At 65.6% G+C, this 19,951-nt stretch carries 17 protein-coding genes and 1 tRNA gene; 7 read left to right on the top strand and 11 right to left on the bottom strand.

Features of this window, described 5'->3' with window-relative positions; genetic code table 11:
- Positions 1-2: 2 nt before the first annotated feature.
- The 3 genes from LDZ27_RS05180 to alaS form a co-directional block, all read right to left on the bottom strand.
- The gene (locus LDZ27_RS05180; protein ID WP_244815638.1) at positions 3-1,058 is read right to left on the bottom strand and encodes a low specificity L-threonine aldolase; all 1,056 of its coding nucleotides are present in this window, start codon (positions 1,056-1,058) and stop codon (positions 3-5) included.
- 186 nt (positions 1,059-1,244) lie between these two features.
- Positions 1,245-1,484 (bottom strand): hypothetical protein, encoded by a 240-nt coding sequence (locus LDZ27_RS05175; protein WP_244815637.1) that lies wholly within the window; start codon positions 1,482-1,484, stop codon positions 1,245-1,247.
- Between the two features lie 175 nt (positions 1,485-1,659).
- Positions 1,660-4,284, bottom strand: coding sequence for an alanine--tRNA ligase (gene alaS, locus LDZ27_RS05170; RefSeq protein WP_244815636.1), 2,625 nt, complete (start codon positions 4,282-4,284; stop codon positions 1,660-1,662).
- Between the two features lie 270 nt (positions 4,285-4,554).
- On the opposite strand from alaS, the gene LDZ27_RS05165 reads away from it, so the two are divergent.
- Positions 4,555-5,775, top strand: a complete 1,221-nt coding sequence (locus LDZ27_RS05165; protein ID WP_244815635.1) for a CaiB/BaiF CoA-transferase family protein — start codon at positions 4,555-4,557, stop codon at positions 5,773-5,775.
- Between the two features lie 166 nt (positions 5,776-5,941).
- Here LDZ27_RS05165 and LDZ27_RS05160 read toward each other — a convergent pair whose 3' ends face one another.
- Complete coding sequence (locus LDZ27_RS05160; protein WP_244815634.1) at positions 5,942-6,154, bottom strand: ornithine carbamoyltransferase; 213 nt, start codon at positions 6,152-6,154, stop codon at positions 5,942-5,944.
- A 323-nt stretch (positions 6,155-6,477) separates the two neighbouring features.
- Here LDZ27_RS05160 and LDZ27_RS05155 point away from each other — a divergent pair, with 323 nt between their 5' ends.
- Together LDZ27_RS05155 and LDZ27_RS05150 are read left to right on the top strand one after the other, a co-directional pair.
- The gene (locus tag LDZ27_RS05155; RefSeq protein WP_244815633.1) at positions 6,478-8,187 is read left to right on the top strand and encodes a glutamine--tRNA ligase/YqeY domain fusion protein; all 1,710 of its coding nucleotides are present in this window, start codon (positions 6,478-6,480) and stop codon (positions 8,185-8,187) included.
- A gap of 65 nt (positions 8,188-8,252) precedes the next feature.
- Positions 8,253-9,233, top strand: a complete 981-nt coding sequence (locus LDZ27_RS05150) for a transporter substrate-binding domain-containing protein (protein WP_244815632.1) — start codon at positions 8,253-8,255, stop codon at positions 9,231-9,233.
- Between the two features lie 22 nt (positions 9,234-9,255).
- On the opposite strand, the gene LDZ27_RS05145 is transcribed toward LDZ27_RS05150, so the two are convergent.
- The 3 genes from LDZ27_RS05145 to LDZ27_RS05135 all read right to left on the bottom strand — a co-directional run bounded on the left by LDZ27_RS05145 (position 9,256) and on the right by LDZ27_RS05135 (position 11,572).
- Complete coding sequence (locus LDZ27_RS05145) at positions 9,256-9,717, bottom strand: NUDIX hydrolase (RefSeq protein ID WP_244815631.1); 462 nt, start codon at positions 9,715-9,717, stop codon at positions 9,256-9,258.
- Positions 9,718-9,739: 22 nt separating this feature from the next.
- The gene (locus LDZ27_RS05140) at positions 9,740-10,138 is read right to left on the bottom strand and encodes an RT0821/Lpp0805 family surface protein (RefSeq protein WP_244815630.1); all 399 of its coding nucleotides are present in this window, start codon (positions 10,136-10,138) and stop codon (positions 9,740-9,742) included.
- 120 nt (positions 10,139-10,258) lie between these two features.
- Positions 10,259-11,572: a cytochrome-c peroxidase gene (locus LDZ27_RS05135; protein WP_244816043.1), complete on the bottom strand. Its 1,314-nt coding sequence runs from the start codon at positions 11,570-11,572 to the stop codon at positions 10,259-10,261.
- A gap of 246 nt (positions 11,573-11,818) precedes the next feature.
- Between LDZ27_RS05135 and LDZ27_RS05130 the strand changes: the two genes are divergently transcribed.
- A complete protein-coding gene (locus LDZ27_RS05130) occupies positions 11,819-13,381 on the top strand; it encodes an acid phosphatase (protein ID WP_244815629.1) in 1,563 nt (520 codons plus the stop codon).
- An 88-nt stretch (positions 13,382-13,469) separates the two neighbouring features.
- On the opposite strand, the gene LDZ27_RS05125 is transcribed toward LDZ27_RS05130, so the two are convergent.
- Complete coding sequence (locus tag LDZ27_RS05125; protein WP_244815628.1) at positions 13,470-14,159, bottom strand: GntR family transcriptional regulator; 690 nt, start codon at positions 14,157-14,159, stop codon at positions 13,470-13,472.
- Between the two features lie 140 nt (positions 14,160-14,299).
- Here LDZ27_RS05125 and LDZ27_RS05120 point away from each other — a divergent pair, with 140 nt between their 5' ends.
- Together LDZ27_RS05120 and LDZ27_RS05115 are read left to right on the top strand one after the other, a co-directional pair.
- Positions 14,300-15,490 (top strand): amidohydrolase family protein, encoded by a 1,191-nt coding sequence (locus tag LDZ27_RS05120; RefSeq protein WP_244815627.1) that lies wholly within the window; start codon positions 14,300-14,302, stop codon positions 15,488-15,490.
- Positions 15,487-16,788 carry a cyanate transporter gene (locus LDZ27_RS05115; RefSeq protein WP_244815626.1) on the top strand — a complete coding sequence of 434 codons (1,302 nt, stop codon included), beginning with the start codon at positions 15,487-15,489 and terminating at the stop codon, positions 16,786-16,788. Before LDZ27_RS05120 ends, LDZ27_RS05115 begins: the two co-directional genes overlap by 4 nt.
- Here the strand turns inward: LDZ27_RS05115 and LDZ27_RS05110 are convergent.
- The 3 genes from LDZ27_RS05110 to LDZ27_RS05100 form a co-directional block, all read right to left on the bottom strand.
- A complete protein-coding gene (locus LDZ27_RS05110; RefSeq protein WP_244815625.1) occupies positions 16,688-17,146 on the bottom strand; it encodes a hypothetical protein in 459 nt (152 codons plus the stop codon). The genes LDZ27_RS05115 and LDZ27_RS05110 overlap by 101 nt on opposite strands.
- A 294-nt stretch (positions 17,147-17,440) precedes the next feature.
- Positions 17,441-17,517 (bottom strand) — tRNA-Arg (locus LDZ27_RS05105).
- A 77-nt stretch (positions 17,518-17,594) separates the two neighbouring features.
- Positions 17,595-18,425 carry an undecaprenyl-diphosphate phosphatase gene (locus LDZ27_RS05100; RefSeq protein ID WP_244815624.1) on the bottom strand — a complete coding sequence of 277 codons (831 nt, stop codon included), beginning with the start codon at positions 18,423-18,425 and terminating at the stop codon, positions 17,595-17,597.
- Positions 18,426-18,947: 522 nt separating this feature from the next.
- Here LDZ27_RS05100 and LDZ27_RS05095 point away from each other — a divergent pair.
- On the top strand, positions 18,948-19,859 hold the full coding sequence (locus tag LDZ27_RS05095; RefSeq protein WP_244815623.1) for an aldose epimerase: 912 nt from the start codon (positions 18,948-18,950) through the stop codon (positions 19,857-19,859).
- The last annotated feature ends 92 nt before the right edge of the window (positions 19,860-19,951 follow it).

Here is a 19,951-nt window from a genome sequence, read left to right as displayed (position 1 = left end):
CCTCACTGCGCGGCGGCGAGCGCGCGCACTTCGTCGGTGAAGCGCTCGACGGTTTCCTGCTGCGTGTCCCACGCGCACATCAGCCGGCAGCCGCCCGAGCCGATGAACTGATAGAACTTCCAGCCACGCGCGCGCAGCGCCGCGCTGACGTGCGCGGGCAATTCCGCGAACACCGCGTTGGCCTCGGGTTTGAAGAGCACGTTGACGCCGGGAATGTCCGCGAGACGCGCGGCCATCAGTTGAGCCATCGCGTTCGAATGGCGCGCGTTGCGCAGCCATACATCGCCGTCGAGCAGGCCGAGCCACGGCGCGGAGATGAAGCGCATCTTCGAGGCGAGCTGCCCGGCCTGCTTCAGCCGATACGCGAAGTCGGTCGCGAGCGCCTTGTCGAAGAAGACGACGGCCTCGCCCACCGGCAGGCCGTTCTTCGTGCCGCCGAAGCACAGCACATCCACGCCCGCGCGCCACGTGATTTCCGACGGATGCACGCCGAGCGTCGCGACGGCATTGGCAAAGCGCGCGCCGTCCATATGCACTTTCAGATGACGACGCTTCGCGATGGCCGCGATCGCGCGCACTTCCTCGACCGTGTAGACGGTGCCCACTTCCGTTGCCTGCGTGAGCGCGACGACCTTGGGCTTCGGATAGTGGATATCGGCGCGCTTCGTGACCAGTTCCTCGATGGCGTCGGGCGTGAGCTTGCCGTTCTCGCCCTTCGCGGTCAGGAGTTTCGAGCCGCCGGAAAAAAATTCGGGGCCGCCGCACTCGTCGGTTTCGATATGCGCGAGTTCGTGGCAGATGACCGAGTGATACGACTGGCACAGCGACGCGAGCGCGAGCGAATTGGCCGCCGTGCCGTTGAAGACGAAGAACACTTCGCAATCGGTCTGAAAGAGATCGCGGATGCGGTCGCAGACGCGTGCGGTCCAGGAATCGTCGCCGTAAGCGGGCTCGTGGCCGCTCGTGTTCGCCTCGACGAGCGCGGCGAGCGCCTCGGGGCAGATGCCGGCGTAGTTGTCGGAGGCGAAGTGCTGCGTGGGATGGATAGGCGCGGTCATGGGCTCGGATGATGAGTCGATCAGGGCCGCGGCGCGGGCGCGAACGGTGTCGCGGGCAAAAGCGCCGGGCGCGGACATTTTATCCGCAGCGCTTTTGCAACGAATCCGCGCTGGCGCGCATCGCCGGATCTCAGCCGCATGGACGCGTGAAGTGCTTCTCGCGTCAGCGGCGATGCGCGCCCCCGCTCAGTCCGCCTTCGACGCGCTCGCGCCATTAGCGGCGTTCGCCGCCTGCTTGTCTTTCTTGTTCGCTTCGTGATGGCCGATGGCGCAGCCGCCGACCGCGCCGGCCGTGCCGTGCTTGCCGGCCACATGGCCCGCCACGCCGCCGACAGCCGCGCCCTTCATACATCCCTTTGCCTCGGCAGCGCCGGTCGTGGCGATCATCGTTGCAGCGAACAGCACGGATACGATCTTGCGATTCATGGTTCATCCTCCCTTTTTGGTCGAGTGAACGCAGAGTCGCACGCCGTATGCCTGACAGGCTGTAAAGGAAGCGCGGAACGGCGCAAAGCGAAGAGTGAAAAGCGAAAGCGAAGCGGCCCGACCGACGTGAGTCGATCGGGCCGCTTTTAGAGCGCTTCTCGTTTATGCGCGATGTTTAAAGCTGCTGCTGCACCCAGCCGGTCACGCCAGCGAGCGCAGCGGGCAGCTTCGCGGGTTCCGTGCCGCCTGCCTGCGCCATGTCCGGACGCCCGCCGCCCTTGCCGCCCACTTGCTGCGCGACGAAATTGACGAGTTCGCCCGCCTTCACCTTCTTCGATGCATCCGGCGTCACGCCCGCGATCAGGCTGACCTTGCCGCCATCGACGGACGCGAGCACGATGGCCGCGCTCTTCAGCTTGTCCTTCAGCTTGTCGACGGTTTCGCGCAGCGTCTTCACGTCGGCGCCTTCGAGCTGCGCGGCGAGCACCTGCACGCCGGCGACATCGACGGCTTGCGATGCGAGTTCGTCGCCCTGGCTCGATGCGAGCTTCGACTTGAGCAGACCGAGTTCCTTTTCCAGCGACTTCACATGTTCCTGAACCTGCGCGATGCGCTGCGTGAGTTCCGCCGGCTGCGCCTTCAGCACGCTCGCCGCCGCGTTGATGCGCGCATCGAGTTCCTGCACGTAACGCACGGCGTTGTCGCCGGTGATGGCTTCGACGCGGCGAATGCCCGCCGCCACGCCGCCTTCCATGACGATCTTGAAGAAGCCGATGTCGCCGGTGCGCTGCACGTGCGTGCCGCCGCACAGTTCGCGCGAGAAGCCGAGATCCAGCACGCGCACGGTGTCGCCGTATTTCTCGCCGAAGAGCGCCATCGCGCCGCCCTTCACCGCTTCGTCGTAAGGCATCACGCGCACGACGCCCGGCGCGTTCGCGATGATTTCCTCGTTGACGATCTGCTCGACGCGGCGGATCTGCTCGTCCGTCATCGGCGCGTTGTGCGCGAAGTCGAAGCGCGTCTTGTCGGCATCGACGAGCGAGCCTTTTTGCTGCACATGGCCGCCGAGCACTTCGCGCAGCGCCTTGTGCATCAGGTGCGTGACCGAGTGATTGCGGGCGGTGCGGGCGCGGCGGATGGCGTCGATTTGCGCCTTCACGACATCGCCGACCTTGAGCGTGCCCTGCGCGACCGTGCCGTGATGACCGACGACATCGGCCTGCACCTTGAGCGTGTCGGCGACTTCGAAGCGCGTCGCGGCATTCACGAGCACGCCCTGATCGCCCACCTGTCCGCCTGATTCCGCGTAGAACGGCGTGTGGTCCAGCACGACGACCGCTTGCTGGCCGGCTTGCGCTTCCTGAACCGATGCGCCTTCGACATAGATCGCGAGGATTTTCGCGTCGTCGAAAATTTCCTTCTCGTAGCCGTGGAACGTGGACTTCGCGCCCGAGTATTCGAGGCCCGCCGCGAGTTTGAATTTGCCGGCGGCGCGCGCCTGATCGCGCTGGCGGGCCATCGCGTCGTCGAAGGCGGGTTCGTCGACCGTCACGCCGCGCTCGCGGCAGACGTCGGCGGTCAGGTCGAGCGGAAAGCCGTACGTGTCGTGCAGCTTGAACGCGAGTTCGCCGTCCAGTTGCTTCACGCCCTTCTTGTCGAGATCGGCGAGCTCGCCTTCGAGAATCGACATGCCGTGCTCGATGGTCTCGAAGAAACGCTCTTCTTCCTGACGCAGCACGTCCGTCACGCGCTGCTGCGCGTCTTTCAGTTCGGGATACGCCGCGCCCATTTCCGCGACGAGGTCCGGCACGAGCTTGTGGAAAAACGCGCCCTTCTTGCCGAGCTTGTAGCCGTGGCGGATCGCGCGGCGCACGATGCGGCGCAGCACGTAGCCGCGGCCTTCGTTGCCGGGAATGACGCCGTCGACGATCAGGAACGAGCACGCGCGGATGTGGTCCGCGATAACCTTCAGCGAATTGTTTTCCAGATCCGGCGTGTTCGTTTCACGCGCGGCGGCCTTGATGAGGTTCTGGAACAAGTCGATTTCGTAATTGCTGTGAACGTGCTGCAAGACCGCCGCGAGACGCTCCAGGCCCATGCCCGTATCGACGCATTGCTTGGGCAGCGGCGTCATGTTGCCTTGCGCGTCGCGGTTGAACTGCATGAACACGAGGTTCCAGATCTCGATGAAGCGGTCGCCGTCTTCTTCCGGCGACCCCGGCGGGCCGCCCCGGATTTCCGGGCCGTGATCGTAGAACACTTCGGAGCACGGACCGCATGGGCCGGTGTCGGCCATCTGCCAGAAATTGTCCGATGCGTAACGCGCGCCCTTGTTGTCGCCGATGCGGATGATGCGCTCGGCCGGCACGCCGATTTCCTTCGCCCAGATGTCGTAGGCTTCGTCGTCTTCCTGATAGACGGTGACGGTCAGCTTCCCGGCGGGCAGCATGTAGACCTTCGTCAGCAGCTCCCAGCAATAGTGGATAGCGTCGCGCTTGAAGTAGTCGCCGAACGAGAAGTTGCCGAGCATCTCGAAGAACGTGTGATGCCGCGCCGTGTAGCCGACGTTTTCCAGATCGTTGTGCTTGCCGCCCGCGCGCACGCTGCGCTGCGCGGTGGTCGCGCGCGTGTAGGGCCGCGATTCGGCGCCCAGGAAAACATCCTTGAACTGGACCATGCCCGAGTTCGTGAAGAGCAGCGTCGGGTCGTTGCCCGGCACGAGGCTCGACGAGCGGACGATCGTATGGCCCTTCGATTCGAAGAACTTCAGGAATTTCTCGCGTATTTCGGCGGCTTTCATGGCTGGGCGGGCGCGTTCTGCGTTCTCTTGATGCGGTTTTCGGTGTTGCCTGGAAGGGCCCTGCGACGGGACTTTCGGGCAGGCGAGGGAATGTTCGATTATACGGGATTCGCCGCGCGCGCCCGCCGGATAACGGCCCCGCGCCGAACCCGAGGTTCGCATCGCGGTTCGCCCCGCTTTCGCGCGCGCGGCGTTTCATGCGACAGTCGTGGATACGGCGCCGAGCGCGCGAAACGACATCCGATCATCTTCAAGCGAGCGACACATCGAATGGGAGCCCTGAGCCATATCCGCGTACTCGACCTCACCCGCGTGCTGGCGGGTCCGTGGTGCGCGCAGACCTTGAGCGATCTCGGCGCGGACGTCATCAAGGTCGAGCGGCCCGAAACGGGCGACGACACGCGTCACTGGGGGCCGCCGTACCTGAAAAAGCCCGACGGCGAGGACACGCGCGAAGCCGCGTACTATCTCGCGGCGAACCGCAACAAGCGCTCCGTGACGGTCGATATCGCGACGCCCGAAGGCCAGCGCATCGTGCGCGAACTGGCCGCGAGAAGCGATGTCGTGCTGGAGAACTACAAGGTCGGGCAGTTGAAAAAGTACGGCCTCGACTACGCGTCGCTGAAGGCCATGAAGCCGGACATCGTCTATTGCTCGGTGACGGGCTTCGGGCAGACCGGGCCGTATGCCGAGCGCGCGGGTTACGACTTCATCATTCAGGGCATCGGCGGGTTCATGAGCATCACCGGCGAGCGCGACGGGCAGCCGGGCGGCGGTCCGCAGAAGGCCGGCGTCGCCATTGCCGATCTGATGACCGGCATGTACGCGACCGTCGGCGTGCTCGCGGCGCTCGCGCATCGGGACCGGACGGGCGAAGGGCAATACATCGACATGGCGCTGCTGGACGTGCAGGTCGCGATGCTCGCCAACATGAACACGAACTTTCTCGCGAGCGGCAAGCCGCCGGTGCGCTGGGGCAACGCGCATCCGAACATCGTGCCGTATCAGACGTTCCAGACGAGCGATGGCTGGATCATCGTCGCGGTGGGCAACGACGGGCAGTTTCGCAAGTTCGTCGCCGCGGGCGGGCGCGCGCAACTCGCGGACGATGCGCGCTTCGCTGCGAATCCGTCGCGCGTGCGCAATCGCGACGTGCTCGTGCCGATTCTCGCCGACATGGTCCGCGAAAAAGGCAAGCACGAATGGCTCGCGGCGCTCGAGGCGGCCGGCGTGCCGTGCGGGCCGATCAACGACCTGTCCGAAGTGTTCGAGGACCCGCAGGTGCTCGCGCGCAGGATGCGGATAGAGTTGCCGCATCCGGAAGGCGGCGCGGTGAAGCTCGTCGCGAACCCGATCAAAATGAGCGCGACGCCGCCCGAAGCGCGCACGCATCCGCCGATGCTCGGCGAGCATACCGTCGACGTGCTGTCGGACGTTCTCGGCTACGACGAGGCGCGAATCGCGCAGTTGCGGGCCGGCAAGGTCATTTGACGCCGACGCGGGCGCGTGCTCGTTATCGCGATCTCCTTCGATGGAGGACGCGCGGGGTTCGCTGCCGCTGCGCTCTGTCGTGACGCTAGGGATGAGCCGCCGCCCGCCGCCCGCCGCCCTCGCCGATCAATCGCCCTCGCCGCCCGCGAAGCGCCGCGCTTCGTCCTTAGCGCGTGCCCGCGCCGATCAGCCCGCCCGCCGCCGCGCCGGCGATGGTTCCGATCGGGCCGCCCGTCAGCACGTAGCCGAGCGCGCCGCCCGCGCCCGCGCCGATGGCCGCGTGCGCCTGCTGCCGCGACATGCCCGAACAGGCGGCGAGGCTCGCGACGAGCGCGGCGGCAGACGCGAGCTTGACGGTCGTGATGGCGATCTTCTTCATGGTTGGCTTCCTTGTTTGTCGTTGTGTTGTCGTTGTGATGTCTTCGATGACGCTGTCGCCGGGATCGGAGCCCCACGCGGCGAGCCGATCTTAAAATCCGCGTTGCGCGCTCAACAAGCCGATTTACGTCCCGTTACGGTCGTTACGTCCGATTCCGACGCCGCGCCGCCGAACGGCGCGCGAGCGGCGCGCCGCGCCTGCCCGCGCCGGTTGCGTAAGGTAGAATCGACCCGATATTCAGGACATTCCGAACGCGCCTTCCGAAAGACGCGTCCTCGAACCGTTTCACGCGCGCGAGCGCATCCGCTGGCACCCTTTTTCGCATGAATACCGATCGCAACGACGCCCCGGCGCCATCCAATTTCATCCGCAACATCATCGAGGACGACAACCGCTCCGGCAAATGGGCGCAGCGCGTCGAAACGCGCTTTCCGCCCGAGCCGAACGGCTATCTGCATATCGGCCATGCGAAGAGCATCTGCGTGAATTTCGGCCTCGCGGCGGACTACGGCGGCGTGTGTCACCTGCGTTTCGACGACACGAATCCGGAGAAGGAAAGCGTCGAATATGTCGATTCGATCATCGACGCGGTGAAATGGCTCGGCTTCGACTGGACGAAGGATGGCCGCGAGCACAAGTACTTCGCGAGCGACTATTACGGCAAGCTGTACGAGTTCGCCGAAATGCTCATCAAGAAGGGCCAGGCGTATGTCGACAGCCAGAGCGCCGAAGAAATGCGCGCGACGCGCGGCTCGGCCACCGAAGCGGGCATCGACTCGCCGTACCGCAGCCGCACGCCCGAAGAGAACCTCGACCTCTTCCGCCGCATGAAGGCGGGCGAGTTCAAGGAAGGCGAGCATGTGCTGCGCGCGAAGATCGACATGGCGTCGCCCAACTTCAACATGCGCGACCCGGTCATCTACCGCATCCGCTTCGCGCACCACTACCGCACGGGCGACACCTGGTGCATCTACCCGATGTACGACTACGCGCATTGCGTGTCGGACGCGCTCGAGAACATCACGCATTCGCTGTGCACGCTGGAGTTCGAGGATCATCGCCCGCTTTATGACTGGTTCCTCGCGCAACTCGCGAACGACGGCGTGTTCGCGCGCCCGCTGCCGCAGCAAATCGAGTTTTCGCGCCTGAACCTCACGTATGCGATCACTAGCAAGCGCAAGCTGCTGCAACTCGTGCAGGAAGGCCACGTGGACGGCTGGGACGATCCGCGCATGCCGACCATCGTCGGCGTGCGGCGGCGCGGCTTCACGCCGGAAAGCATCCGCCTGATGGTGGAGCGCGTCGGCGTGACGAAAGTGGATTCGTGGATCGACATGAGCGTGCTCGAAGGCGCGCTGCGCGACGATCTCGACGAAAAGGCGCCGCGCGCCATCTGCGTGCTCGATCCGTTGAAGCTCGTCATCGACAACTATCCGGAAGGCCGGACCGACGAGTGCAGCGCGCCGGTGCATCCACATCACGCGGATCGCGGCACGCGCACGTTCCCGTTTTCGCGCGAGTTGTGGATCGAGCGCGAGGACTTTCAGGAAACGCCGCCGAAGGGCTATTTCCGCCTCTTCCCCGGCAACAAGGTGCGGCTCAAGTACGGTTTCGTCGTGGAATGCACGGGCGCGGAAAAGGACGAAAACGGCAACGTGATCGCCGTCCATTGCAATTACTTCCCGGACAGCAAGTCGGGCACGGAAGGCGCGAACGCGTACAAGGTCAAGGGCACGATCCACTGGGTCAGCGCGGCCACCGCTTATCCGGCCGAAGTGCGCATTTACGACCGGCTTTTCCGGGAGCCGCAGCCCGGCGCGGGCGGCGCGGAGTTTCTGGATGCGCTCAACCCGGAGTCGAAGCGCGTCGTGAACGCGTATCTAGAGCCGAGCGCGCGCGAAGCGATGCCCGAAGACCGCTTCCAGTTCGAACGGCACGGATACTTCGTCGCGGATCGCGTGGATTCGCAGCCGGGCAAGCCGGTGTTCAACCGGATCGTGAGCCTGCGCGACAGCTGGGGCAAGCCGGCCTGACGCGCGGGCGTCGTTGTCTAACGAACATGCCGTGCATTGACACGGCCGCCACGAACGAGGACATCATGAAGCTGCCGCAGTCGCCCGCGCGCCCTCGCGCGCGGACATGCCGCAACGCCTGCGTGATCGCGGCGGCCGCGTTCTCGTTCGCGACGGCCGCCGCGCACGCTGCCACTGCCGCGCCGGCCGTTCCCGCGCAGGCGGCCATCGAGCAGATGCCGCCTTCGGCCACGCTTCGCAAGATCGCGGAGAACGGCGCAATCGTGCTGGGCGTGCGCGAATCGTCCATTCCGTTCTCCTACATGGTGAAGCAGCAGCCCACCGGCTACTCGTATGCGATCGCGCTGAAGGTCGTCGACGAGGTCAAGCGGCGGCTCAAGATGCCGGAGCTCGCGGTGAAAAACGTCGTGGTGACGTCCGCGAATCGCATCTCGTATGTGGTCAACAATCAGGTCGATCTGGAATGCGGCTCGACCGCGCATCTCGTCGACCGCGACCCGCTCGTCGCGTTCTCGAACAGCTTCTTCCAGTACGGCATCCGCATGGCGGTCAAGCGCAAGTCGGGCATTCGCGATTACGCCGATCTCGCCGGCAAGACGGTCGCGACAACGGCGGGCACGTCGGACGAGCGCATCCTCCGGCAGATGACGATGGAGCGCAAGCTCAACATGCGGATCATCAGCGCGCGCGATCACGCCGAAGGGTTCGCCGCGCTCAAGAGCGATCGCGCGGTCGCCTTCGTGATGGACGACCCGCTGCTCTACGGACAGATTGCCGACGAAGGCGCGGCGCGCGACGAATACACGGTGACGGGCGAGTCCCTCGCGAACGAGGCCTACGGCTGCATGATGCGCAAGGGCGACACGGCGTTCAAGCGCATCGTCGACGACGTGATCGCCGGCATGCAGCGCTCCGGCGAAGCGGAGAAACTCTACGCCGCGTGGTTCACGCAGCCGATTCCGCCCGACGGCATCAATCTGCGATTCCCGATGTCGCCGGAAATGAAGGCGCTCTTCGCGAATCCCAACGACCGGCCGGCCAAATAATGCGCCGCGCTCGGTTCAGCGCTCAGTCGAGCGTTTCGTGTAATTCGGCGAGCGAAAGCGTCGTCTGAAAGAGCCGCGCGAGGCTGCGGCTCGCGAAGCGATCCACTTCGGTCACGCTGACCCAGCGGTAGGCATCCATCTCGGGAATCATCGTGCCATCGGTGTAGCGCGGGAAAAACGATTCGCACACGCAATTTTCGAGGTTCACTTCGTCCTCGGGCACGCGCACGGCGAAGAGGTGCAGGTCCTTGTCGCGCCGATAGACGAAGCGGCCAAGGTCCTTCAGATGCGCCAGCCGCTCGGCAGACAGCACGATGCCCGTCTCCTCGACCAGCTCGCGCAACGCGGCGTCGCGCGGGTCCTCGCCGGGATCGGCCTGGCCCTTGGGCACGTCCCAGTGGGAGGTCTCGGTGGCGTGGCAGAGCAGCACGTCGCCCTGTGCGTTCAGGATGACCACGCCGCACGATACGGTGCGGCCGGTCATCGCGCGCTCGCTCGGTCGCCGCTCATTGCTTCTTGAGCTTCCAATGGCCGCTCGCCTCCCGGCAGGCGGTCGGCGTCCAGGTCTGCGTCTGCCCTTTCGCGTTCGCGACGAGCGTGATCTTGCGGCACTTCAGGCCATCCGATTCGAACGTCTCATGCGGCGTCACCTTCCCTTCGATGGCGACCGTATTGCCCGTGCCCTCGTTGTTCCAGTCGAGCGATTCGCCGTCCTGCTTCGTCTCCAGCGCCGTTTGCGCGGCCTTGTTGAGCGCCTGCAGATCGCGCTGCTTCATGTAGGTGATAGGCGTGTTGGTGAGAAAGCCCAGATTGGCGGCGAAAGCGCCCGATGCGGCGGTGACGAGCGCGGCGGCCGCGATCGTCCGGATGCAGGCTCGAGCGAGCGCTCGTTGATGAATCGGCATGAAGTCCCTCCTCGTTGCAAAAACGTCCGGCTGCGCAACGCCATGGATCGCGCGGCAGCCGGAGTGCAACGAGAATAGCATGCGGCAGCGCCCGCGCCGCCCGCGCCGGCCCGCCTCGCGTCAGTTGGCGGCGGACTTCATCTCGCCGATGGCCGTGCCCTTTTGCGCGTCGGGGTCCTTCGCCGGATCGTAGCCGTCGGTGAGCGTGTGAAGGAACGCGACCACGTCCCTTATCTCGGATTCGTCGAGCGCGGGCTTGTCGCCGCGCTTGCGGTCGAACGGCGGTTCCGTGTTGACGTTGTCCCAGTAGCGGCGCGGCAGGTCGTCGAACTTCGCGACGACGCCTTTCTTCGACACCGGATAGAACTTCTCGGGGTTCGTGTCGCGCTCCACGTAGAAGCGCACGACATCGTCGAGCGAGTGATAGATGCCGTTGTGGAAGAAGGTCTTGCGCGTGGCGACATTGCGCAGCGACGGCGTGCGAAAGAGCCCGCAAAATTCGTCGCGGCCCTTGAGATCGGTGCGCTCGGGACCGCATGCGCCGAGATCGTGATAAGCCGGGTTCGTGTTCGCGGGCAACGCGCGATTGCGCGGCACGCCGATCGCGATCAGACCGAAATCGCTGAACTGCGGCGGCGAGCCGTCCTTCGCGCGCTGGCTGATATGACACGCCGCGCAGTTGCCCTTCTTCTCGTCGTTGAAAAGCTCGAGGCCGTGCAGTTCCGCGTCGTTGAGCTTCGCGCGGCCGGCGAGAAACGCATCGAACTTGCTCGTGTACGGAAAGAACGTCCGCGGCGTCTGCTCGTAGGCTTCGAGCGATTCGAGCACGGCGGCGAACGCCTTGTCGTCGCTATCGAAGACGTTCCCGCCGAACGCGCGGCGGAAATCGTCGGCATACGGCGCGGCTTTCACGGCTGCCGCGACCTTCGCCGGCGTGCTGCCCATTTCGAACGACGACAAGAGCGGAATGCGCGCCTGATCCGATCCGTGATCGACGCGGCCATCCCACGTGAGGCCGCCGGTCGGGCCGGCATCGACGCTTTCGTCGCCTTCGTCGTCGGAATCGTGGAAATGCTCGGTGAATTGCGGCACCGATTGCAGATACCTGAGCGACGGCACCGCGCGAATGCCCGGCCGATGCATGTCGCTGCCGCCGAGTTGCACCGGCAACGCATTGGGCGGCCCGAACGCATGACTCGGACTATGGCACGACGCGCACGCGAGTTTGCCCGAACCGGAGAGCGATGGATCGAGAAAGAGCTTCTCGCCCAGCGACGACGTCTGCTTCACATGCGCGAAGACTTCCGCACGCGACTGGCCTTTCGGCTGTGCGGCGGCGCTGGTCGCCGCGCGCGAGTCGCAGCCGCTGAGCGCGACGGACAGCGCGGCAAGCGCGAGTGAACAGACTACCGCCGGCAGACGCATCGAAAGCATGAACGTGAGATGAAAAACGAAAGATGCCGCAGCGTAGGTCGGCAATGTGTCTTACATATGACAGCCCGCGCACCCGATATGCGGCGTTCGCGCTGCAAGCTTTATTAACGCGACATTACGAAATCGAAAGCACATTTACATCTTCGCGTAAAACAGCGTTGCGACACTGCGCACGCCGGCGGGCAAAGGTCTCGTTGACCGACGAAATCACGTCAAGCGCCGGCTTCCAACACAAGAGAGACCCCCATGAACAAGAAACTCGTTTGCGCAGTGCCGCTCGCATCGGCGCTCGCAATCGGATTTTACGCGTGCGGCGGCGACGATCATCGCAACAGCGATATTTCGTCGGTGAAGAACGTCGTCGTGATCTACGCGGAAAACCGCAGCTTCGACAATCTGTACGGGAGCTTTCCCGGCGCGAACGGTCTGCAGAACGTGACGGCGGCGAGCGCGCAGCAAGTCGACCGCAACGGCGCGGTGCTCGCGACGCTGCCGAAAATCTGGGGCGGCCTTACCGCGACGGGCGTGACGCCCGCCATCGGCGAAGCGATGACGGCGAATCTGCCGAACGCGCCCTTCGCCATCGACGATCCGAAGGGCTTCAACACGCCGCTTTCGGTCACGACGCGCGACCTGTATCACCGCTTCTACGAGAACCAGATGCAGATCGACGGCGGCAAGAACGACAAGTTCGCCGCCTGGGCCGATTCCGGCGGTCTGGTGATGGGCCACTACAGCACGCCGCCGCAGCAGCTTCCGCTGTGGAAGGTCGCGCAGCAGTACGCGCTCGCGGACAACTTCTTCATGGGCGCGTTCGGCGGCTCGTTCCTGAATCACCAGTGGCTCGTCTGCGCGTGCACGCCGACGTATCCGAACGCGGACAAGAGCGTCGCGAAAGGTGCGATCTCGGCGGTGAACGCGGATGGCGTGTCGCTCACGCTGGCATCGAACAGTCCGGCGTCCGCGCTCGACGGCGCGCCCAAGTACGTGAATTCCGGCAATCTCACGCCCGACTTCTACGCGGTCAACACGATGCAGCCGCCGTATCAGCCGAGCGGCAACGCGCCGGCCTCGGGCGGCGATGCGACGCTCGCGGACCCGAGCGCGGCGACGACGCTGCCGCCGCAGACGCAGCAGCATATCGGCGATCTGCTGAACAACGCCGGCGTGAGCTGGGCGTGGTACGGCGGATCGTGGGGCGCGGCGCTCGCGAGCCGCTCGGTCATCGGCGGCTCGACGAATTCGGTGCCGAACTTCCAGACGCATCATCAGCCGTTCAACTACTTCGCCGATCTCGCGCCGGGCACGGCCAACCGCGCGCAGCACCTGCTCGACGGCGGCACGAACGGCGCGGAGTTCATCAAGGCGATCGACGCGGGCACGCTGCCGCAAGTCGCGTTCTACAAGCCGCAAGGCAACCTGAACGAGCACGCGGGTTACACGGACGTGGCTTCGGGCGACCAGCACATCGCCGACTTGATCGCGCATCTGCAGAAGAGCCCGCAGTGGAACAACATGGTCGTCGTCGTGACGTACGACGAGAACGGCGGCTTCTGGGATCACGTCTCGCCGCCGAAGGGCGACCGCTGGGGTCCGGGCACGCGCATTCCCGCGCTGATCGTCTCGCCGTATGCGAAGAAGGGTTTCGTCGATCACACGCAGTACGACACGACGTCGATCCTGCGCTTCATCACGAAACGCTTCTCGCTGCCGACGCTGCCGGGTCTCGCCTCGCGCGACGCCGCGCTCACGGCCAACGGCGGCAAGCCGATGGGCGACCTGACGAACGCGCTCAACTTCTCGCAGTAAGTTTCGACGACGTTTGACCCCGCGCCATGCGGGATTCGCTGACGGAAACGGGCCGCATCGCAACGATGCGGCCCGTTTTGCCTTCTTTTTAGCTCTGCGCGAACAGCGTCGAGAGATCGCCTTCGCGCCGCGCGCTCGCCTGTGCAATGACGCGCGCCTCGATCTCCGTCAGATGCGCGGCGCACGCCGCGAGCGCGGCATCGAGATCGCCGGCTTCGAGCGCATCGACGAGACCGGCGTGTTCATCCGATGCGCAATTCGACACTTTCGACGGATCGAATAGCGCCTTGTAAAGCTCCGTCTTGGCGACAAGCCGCGCCAGAAACGTATCGATTTCCGGCGCACCGGCCAGCCGCGCCAGCAGCACATGGAACTGCCCCGCGAGCCGCACGCATTCTTCGGCATCGCCGGCTTTCAGCGCACGCTTCTCGCTTCGGATGTGGCCGCGCAGCGCGCGTTTGGCGCGCGTGCCGAGCCCGCCGCACAGCGCCGCGACGATGCCCGCCTCGACGACCTGGCGCGCGCGGTACGCATGACGAATATCCTCGATCGACGGCGACGGCACGAACGCGCCGCGATTCGCTTCGAGCGTGAGCTTGCCTTCCGCGCCGAGCCGCGCGAGCGCCTTGCGCACCGCGCCGCGCGTGCAATCGAAGGCAGCGGCCAGCTCGCGTTCGACGAGCTGTGCGCCGGGCGGCAGCTTCCCCCGCAACAGCGCGGACGTGATGGCCGCGTGAACGCGTTCGTCGGGTGGCGTATCGTGATCGGACGGTGACATCGGTGCAGACCTTGCGCGTTGAAGTGCTTCGGATTGTAGCGAAGCCCGAATGCCGCGCATCACCAATCCGTCGTTTTTGGTTGACCATCCGTTGCTAGAATGGTCAACCAAAACCGGGCAATCCGAGGAACGCGCTTCCCATGCAGAACTCGACGTGGATCATCGGCGCACGGCCGTTCGGCGGCGCGCTGTCGGATGTGCGCGTGAGCGGCGCAATCATCGACGCCATCGCGCCGCATGGCGAACGCGCGCCAGCAGCGGGCGATGCCGTCATCGATGGCGCGGGCATGCTGCTGTTGCCGGGCTTCGTCGAAGGCCACACGCATCTGGACAAGACGACGTGGGGCATGCCGTGGTATCGCAATGCGGTGGGAGCGCGCCTCGTCGACCGAATCGAGAACGAACGCGTCTGGCGGGCGCAAAGCGGACACGATGCCGCGCGGTCCTCGCGCGCGCTCGCGCTCGAATTCTTGCGCCGGGGCACGACGCGCCTGCGCACGCACGTCGATATCGACACCGACGCCCGCCTTCGCCATCTCGAGAGCGTGCTCGCGACGCGCGATGCGCTCGCGGACGTGCTCGACATGCAGATCGTCGCGTTCCCGCAATCGGGCGTGATGAAGCGCGCCGGCACGCGCGAATGGCTCGATGCCGCGCTGCGCGAGGGCGCGCATGTGCTAGGCGCGCTCGATCCCGCGGCCATCGACGGCGATCCGGCCGCCTCGCTCGACACGACCTTCGCGCTCGCGACGAAGCACGGCAAGCCCATCGACATCCATCTGCACGAACCGGGCGAACTCGGCGCGTTCACGTTCGACCTTCTGCTCGACCGCGTCGAAGCGCACGGCTATCAGGGCCGCGTCGTGGTGAGTCACGCGTTCTGTCTCGGCGCATTGCCCGACGCGCGGCGCGGCGCGCTCTTCGAACGCATCGCGCGAGATTGCATCGGAATCCTGACAACCGCACCGGCATCGGTCAGCGTGCCGCCGTTTCGCGAAGCCCGCGCGTCGGGCGTGACGCTCTTCGGCGGCAACGATGGCGTGCGCGATACGTGGACGCCCTTCGGTTCGCCCGACATGCTCGAACGCGCGATGCTCATTGCGATGCGCTACGACCTGCGCCGCGACGACGATCTCGCCGCCGCGTTCGATTGCGTATCGACGGAAGCGGCACGCGCATGCGGCTTCGAGCGCTACGGCCTCGCGCCCGGCATGCGCGCGGACCTCGTGCTGGTGGATGCGGAAACCGTCGCGCACGCCGTTGCAATGCGTCCTGCGCGGCGCTTCGTGATGGCGAACGGCGTCGTGATTCCGGAGAATTTCTCGCGATGAACTCGCGCGCGTCCAGTCTTGCGTGGCTCGCGGTCATCGTCGCGATCGGGCTGAATTTGCGGCCGCTGCTCACGTCCGTAAGCCCGCTGATGAGCGTGATTCTTCCCGCGACGGGACTCTCGTTTCGCGGCGCGTCGCTCTTGACGGGCCTGCCTGTCGTCGCGATGGGCGTGTGCGCGTTCGGCGCAAGCGCGTTATCGCGTTCCATCGGCAATGCGCGCGGCGTCGCGATCGGTCTCGTTGCGATCATCGGCGCGTGCGCGGCGCGCATCGTCGCGGGCAACGCCGCCGTGTTCATCGCGAGCGCGGCGGTTGCGGGTACGGGCGTCGCGATCATTCAGGCGCTCTTGCCCGGCGTGATGAAGACGCGCTTCGCCATGCGCCTGCCCTTCGCGATGGGCCTCTACTCGGCATCGCTGATGGCGGGCGGCGGCCTCGGCGCGAGCATCACGCCGGGCGTCGCCGCGCATGCATCGTGGCAGGCCGCGCTCGCGTGCTGGGCGCTGCCCGCGCTGCTCGCGCTTGCCGCATGGCTCGCGCTCATGCGCGCCGATCCCTTGCCTCATGCGCCCGCCACGCGGCACGCTGCGCCCTCGCCTTCGCTCATGAGGAACCGCCGCGCGTGGGTGCTCGGCATCTTCTTCGGCCTCGTCAATGGCGGCTACACGAGCCTCGTCGCGTGGATGCCCGCGTACTACCAGCAACTCGGCCGCGATGTGACGCAAAGCGGCGCGCTTCTCGCGATGCTCACGGTGTTTCAGGCGATCTCCGCGCTTTTCTTGCCGATGGCCGCATCGCGCGTCGGACGCACGCGCGATCGGCGCGCGTGGATTGCAGCCGGCCTTTGCGCGCAACTCGCGGGCTTCGCGTTGTTGCTCTGCGCGCCGCTCGCCGCGCCGGGCGTGACCGTTGCGCTGCTGGGCGCCGGTCTCGGCGGCGTATTCGCGCTCACGCTCGTGCTGACGCTCGATCATGCCGACGACCCCGCGCTCGCCGCGCGTCTCGTCGCCTTTGTGCAGGGCGTGGGCTTCGTGATCGCGGCGGTCGCGCCGGTCGTGGCGGGCATCGTGCGCGATGCGACCGGCGGCTTCACGATGTCGTGGGCGCTGCTCGCGGCGAGTCTCGTCGCGATGATCGCGCTCTCCACGGCGTTCGGCCCGCGCAGCTATGCACGCGCGATGCGGGCAGCGCAGCCGCCTAGCGCACGCGATGACACGCGAAGTAGTCGTCGAGAATGTCGGTCATCTGCCAGACGGGACACGGACGGCGACAGTGCCCGTCGTAGCCCGCGGCCCTGAGGTGCGCGAGCGGCTCTTCGGGCAGAAAACCGCTCATCGCGATGACAAGGCGGCTCGCGTCGTCGTCGCAACGCGCGCGCAACTCGCGCACGAGCGCATAGTTTCCGTACCCGCCGATGCGCGTATCGGCGAACACGACATGCGCGCGCCATCGTTCGACGCCATCGACGAGCGACGACACATCGGCCGCGAAGCGCGCCGGGAAGCCCTTCAGCCCGAACAGTGAGACGAGCGATTCGCCGAGCGCGCGCTCCGTCGATGCGACGAGCACGCGCCGGTCATCCGTTTCCACACGCATCTGCTTGCGATTCCATAGCGAGCATTGCGCGACGCTCGATTCGTAGGCTCGATTGTTCATGCGCCCTCTTTCGCGGATACGTTGGTGCACCGCGCGCCACGTTGATGCATGCGCGCACCGGCTGCGAGCGGCGCTTTTTCGACGCTCGGGTGATTGCTTCGGGTCATGCCTAAATGGGCGCGGCCTGGCGCGGTATGGAACGCGCGCCCGAGCGCGTGATGATGGACGCTGGCACGAAGCGGGCCAGCGCATAGGTCTGAGTTTTGCAAAGTCGCGCCGTAGTTACATAGGAACGCTAACTACCTGCGCTTTAAGCGAAAGGGCCACGCAATGCGTGGCCCCTGGTAATTCTGCTGGCCCGCCCTACACGATTCGAACGTGTGACCTACGGCTTAGAAGGCCGTTGCTCTATCCAACTGAGCTAAGGGCGGTAACGACTGCGCGCAAAGCTCGCGCGGCAGTGAACCCGGAATTTTACCTCATCCGCCGCGCCGCGCGAGCGCCGGCATCAAACCGGCTGCGCGTGCATCATGAACCAGCCGAGAAAGAAGATGCCCGCGATCACGCAGTACACGCCGAACGACGCCAGCTTCCCGTGGCCCTCGAAATAGCGCATCAGAAAGCGCACGCTCAAGTACGCCGCGATGCCCGTCAGCACGCCGCCCAGCACCGCGTCGAACAACTGGCCCGGCGCATGGAAGAGCTTCGGCAATTCGAGCACGCCCGCGGCGAAGATGATCGGCGTGCCGAGCAGAAACGAGAACTCCGCCGCCGCTTCCGCGGTGAGGCCCGCGCCCACGCCTGCGATCATCGTCAGGCCGCTGCGCGAGAAGCCCGGAATCAGCGCGCCGATTTGCGCGAGGCCGACCAGAAACGCCTGCCTGAACGTGAGTTTCTCCGGCGCGCGCGAGGCGCGGCTGCGCTGCAGCCGGTCGCCGAGCCACAGCAGCACGCCATTGACGATCAGCGCCGCCGCGACGATCCGCAGATCGTGAAAGATCGCTTCGAGGCGCTTTTCGAGCAGCAGACCGACGATGCCCGTCGGGATCGTGCCGATAATGAGCGCCCACATCATATGGCCGTCGTCGTTGCGGCGGCCGCCGAGCGAGGCGAACCAGCCGCCGATCAGCGCAAGCCAACGCTTGCGGAAATACCAGAGCAGCGCGAGCGCCGTGCCGAGATGCAGCGCGACGAGAAACGGCAGCAACTGCGGCGCATGCTTGTCGATATGCATCCCGATGAGGCCGGGAACGAGCAGCGTATGGCCCAGGCTGCTGACCGGAAAGAGTTCGGTCACGCCCTGCAGCACGCTGAGAAATACGAGAAACCAGAGAGTCACGCGTCGGTCCTTGTCGAAGAGAATGAAGGACGCGCCGCAGCCCGCTTCCACGCCGCGAGGGCGCACGGGAAGACTTCGAAACGAGGGAATGAACGATGGTGCGGCGCGCAAACCGGGACGATTATGCCTAGGGGTAAACCGAGCGCCAAGCGCTATGCGCACACAAATGCGAACCGACAGACAAACGTCGGCTAACTGGAAAAGATTGCAAGCTGATCAAAAGCAGTAGGTAACGATCGCGCGGCTTCGCGCAGCGATTGCTCAGCCCTTGAGTTTGAAGAGAAAGAGAGCGGTGCTCGCACCAAAGAGGCCGAACATTGCGACGCCCATTGCCATCGCCAGATCCATGCTTCGCTCCTGTCCGTCTGGTTTCACACATTAGGGCCTCATAACAACACATTGGAGTTTGCTTCGTCAGTCGCGATTTCCCGCAAAGGGTTTCTCCCGAGAAAAAAGCGAGGCAGAATCGACGCATCCTTGAAACCGCCGGCCGCCTGGCCGCTCGTGGAGTGCGTTGCCACCATGTCACCTGAGAAAGACATCATCGAAATCGAGCGCGACGGCGCCGCCATCCTGCTCGCCCCGCATGCCGGCGGCCGGCTCATGACGTGGCGCATCGGCGGCGAGCCGGTAATTCACTGGCCCGATCCGCTCGACGATGCCACCTGGTCGAACGCCGCGAAGATTCGCGGCGGCAATCCGCTGTTGTTTCCGTTCCTCGGGCGGCATTTCGTCGACGGCGAAATCGGCAAATGGCGCGACGCGGATGGCGTCGTGCATGCGCTGCCGACCCACGGCTTCGCACGCAACCTGCCTTTCGCCGCGACGCGCGACGCGGACGGTCACGGCCTGCGCATGACGCTCGTCGACAGCGACGCCACACGCGAGGGCTATCCGTTCGCGTTCCGCTTCGAGGCGGCCTACCGTCTCGTCGATGCCGCGACGCTCGAAGTCGAACTGACGACATCGAATCCCGGCGAGGTCGCGCTGCCCTACTACGCGGGACATCACTTCTATTTTCATCTGCCGCACGGCGAGCGCGCCGAAAGCAGCATCGCGTTGCCGCGAACCGAGCGGCGGCGCCAGCTGCCGGACGGCTCGATCACCGATGCGGAACCCGGCGCGCCGCGCTATTCGCTCGCGGATGCGGATATCGTCGATTGCTTTCATTGCCTGACCGGGCCTTCCGACGAGCCGGTGCGCCTCGTGCTGCCGCAGCGCAATCGCACGGTCAGCTTCGAGTTGCATCAGCCGGATTCGGTGCCGTGGTACGCCGTGACGACCTGGACCGAGTCCGATAGCGCGGACTTCTACTGCGTGGAGCCGTGGATCGGCCTGCCCGATGCCATCCATAATGGCCGCGGATTGCGCTGGCTCGCGCCGGGCAAGACGGAGTCGGCGTTGCTCAGGCTCGTCGTCACGCCCGCGCGATGAGCGCCGTGCGGTCCAAGCTGCGCCCGATGCGTTCGGCGCCCACGAAGCGCGTTTCTGTCCGCGTAATTCCGAGACGGTAAAATCCTGCCCTT

It is taken from the genome of Caballeronia sp. Lep1P3, from assembly GCF_022879595.1.
Lineage (GTDB): Bacteria > Pseudomonadota > Gammaproteobacteria > Burkholderiales > Burkholderiaceae > Caballeronia.
Note: the sequence above shows the minus strand (reverse complement) of the source record. Positions and strands in the feature narration are given on the sequence as shown.

What these genes read in the sequence shown, in the direction of transcription:
- LDZ27_RS05180 (WP_244815638.1), bottom strand. Translation starts at nt 1,058, where the DNA reads ATGACCGCGCCTATCCATCCCACGCAGCACTTCGCCTCCGACAACTAC.
- LDZ27_RS05175 (WP_244815637.1), bottom strand. Translation starts at nt 1,484, where the DNA reads ATGAATCGCAAGATCGTATCCGTGCTGTTCGCTGCAACGATGATCGCC.
- alaS (WP_244815636.1), bottom strand. Translation starts at nt 4,284, where the DNA reads ATGAAAGCCGCCGAAATACGCGAGAAATTCCTGAAGTTCTTCGAATCG.
- LDZ27_RS05165 (WP_244815635.1), top strand. Translation starts at nt 4,555, where the DNA reads ATGGGAGCCCTGAGCCATATCCGCGTACTCGACCTCACCCGCGTGCTG.
- LDZ27_RS05160 (WP_244815634.1), bottom strand. Translation starts at nt 6,154, where the DNA reads ATGAAGAAGATCGCCATCACGACCGTCAAGCTCGCGTCTGCCGCCGCG.
- LDZ27_RS05155 (WP_244815633.1), top strand. Translation starts at nt 6,478, where the DNA reads ATGAATACCGATCGCAACGACGCCCCGGCGCCATCCAATTTCATCCGC.
- LDZ27_RS05150 (WP_244815632.1), top strand. Translation starts at nt 8,253, where the DNA reads ATGAAGCTGCCGCAGTCGCCCGCGCGCCCTCGCGCGCGGACATGCCGC.
- LDZ27_RS05145 (WP_244815631.1), bottom strand. Translation starts at nt 9,717, where the DNA reads ATGACCGGCCGCACCGTATCGTGCGGCGTGGTCATCCTGAACGCACAG.
- LDZ27_RS05140 (WP_244815630.1), bottom strand. Translation starts at nt 10,138, where the DNA reads ATGCCGATTCATCAACGAGCGCTCGCTCGAGCCTGCATCCGGACGATC.
- LDZ27_RS05135 (WP_244816043.1), bottom strand. Translation starts at nt 11,572, where the DNA reads ATGCTTTCGATGCGTCTGCCGGCGGTAGTCTGTTCACTCGCGCTTGCC.
- LDZ27_RS05130 (WP_244815629.1), top strand. Translation starts at nt 11,819, where the DNA reads ATGAACAAGAAACTCGTTTGCGCAGTGCCGCTCGCATCGGCGCTCGCA.
- LDZ27_RS05125 (WP_244815628.1), bottom strand. Translation starts at nt 14,159, where the DNA reads ATGTCACCGTCCGATCACGATACGCCACCCGACGAACGCGTTCACGCG.
- LDZ27_RS05120 (WP_244815627.1), top strand. Translation starts at nt 14,300, where the DNA reads ATGCAGAACTCGACGTGGATCATCGGCGCACGGCCGTTCGGCGGCGCG.
- LDZ27_RS05115 (WP_244815626.1), top strand. Translation starts at nt 15,487, where the DNA reads ATGAACTCGCGCGCGTCCAGTCTTGCGTGGCTCGCGGTCATCGTCGCG.
- LDZ27_RS05110 (WP_244815625.1), bottom strand. Translation starts at nt 17,146, where the DNA reads ATGAACAATCGAGCCTACGAATCGAGCGTCGCGCAATGCTCGCTATGG.
- LDZ27_RS05095 (WP_244815623.1), top strand. Translation starts at nt 18,948, where the DNA reads ATGTCACCTGAGAAAGACATCATCGAAATCGAGCGCGACGGCGCCGCC.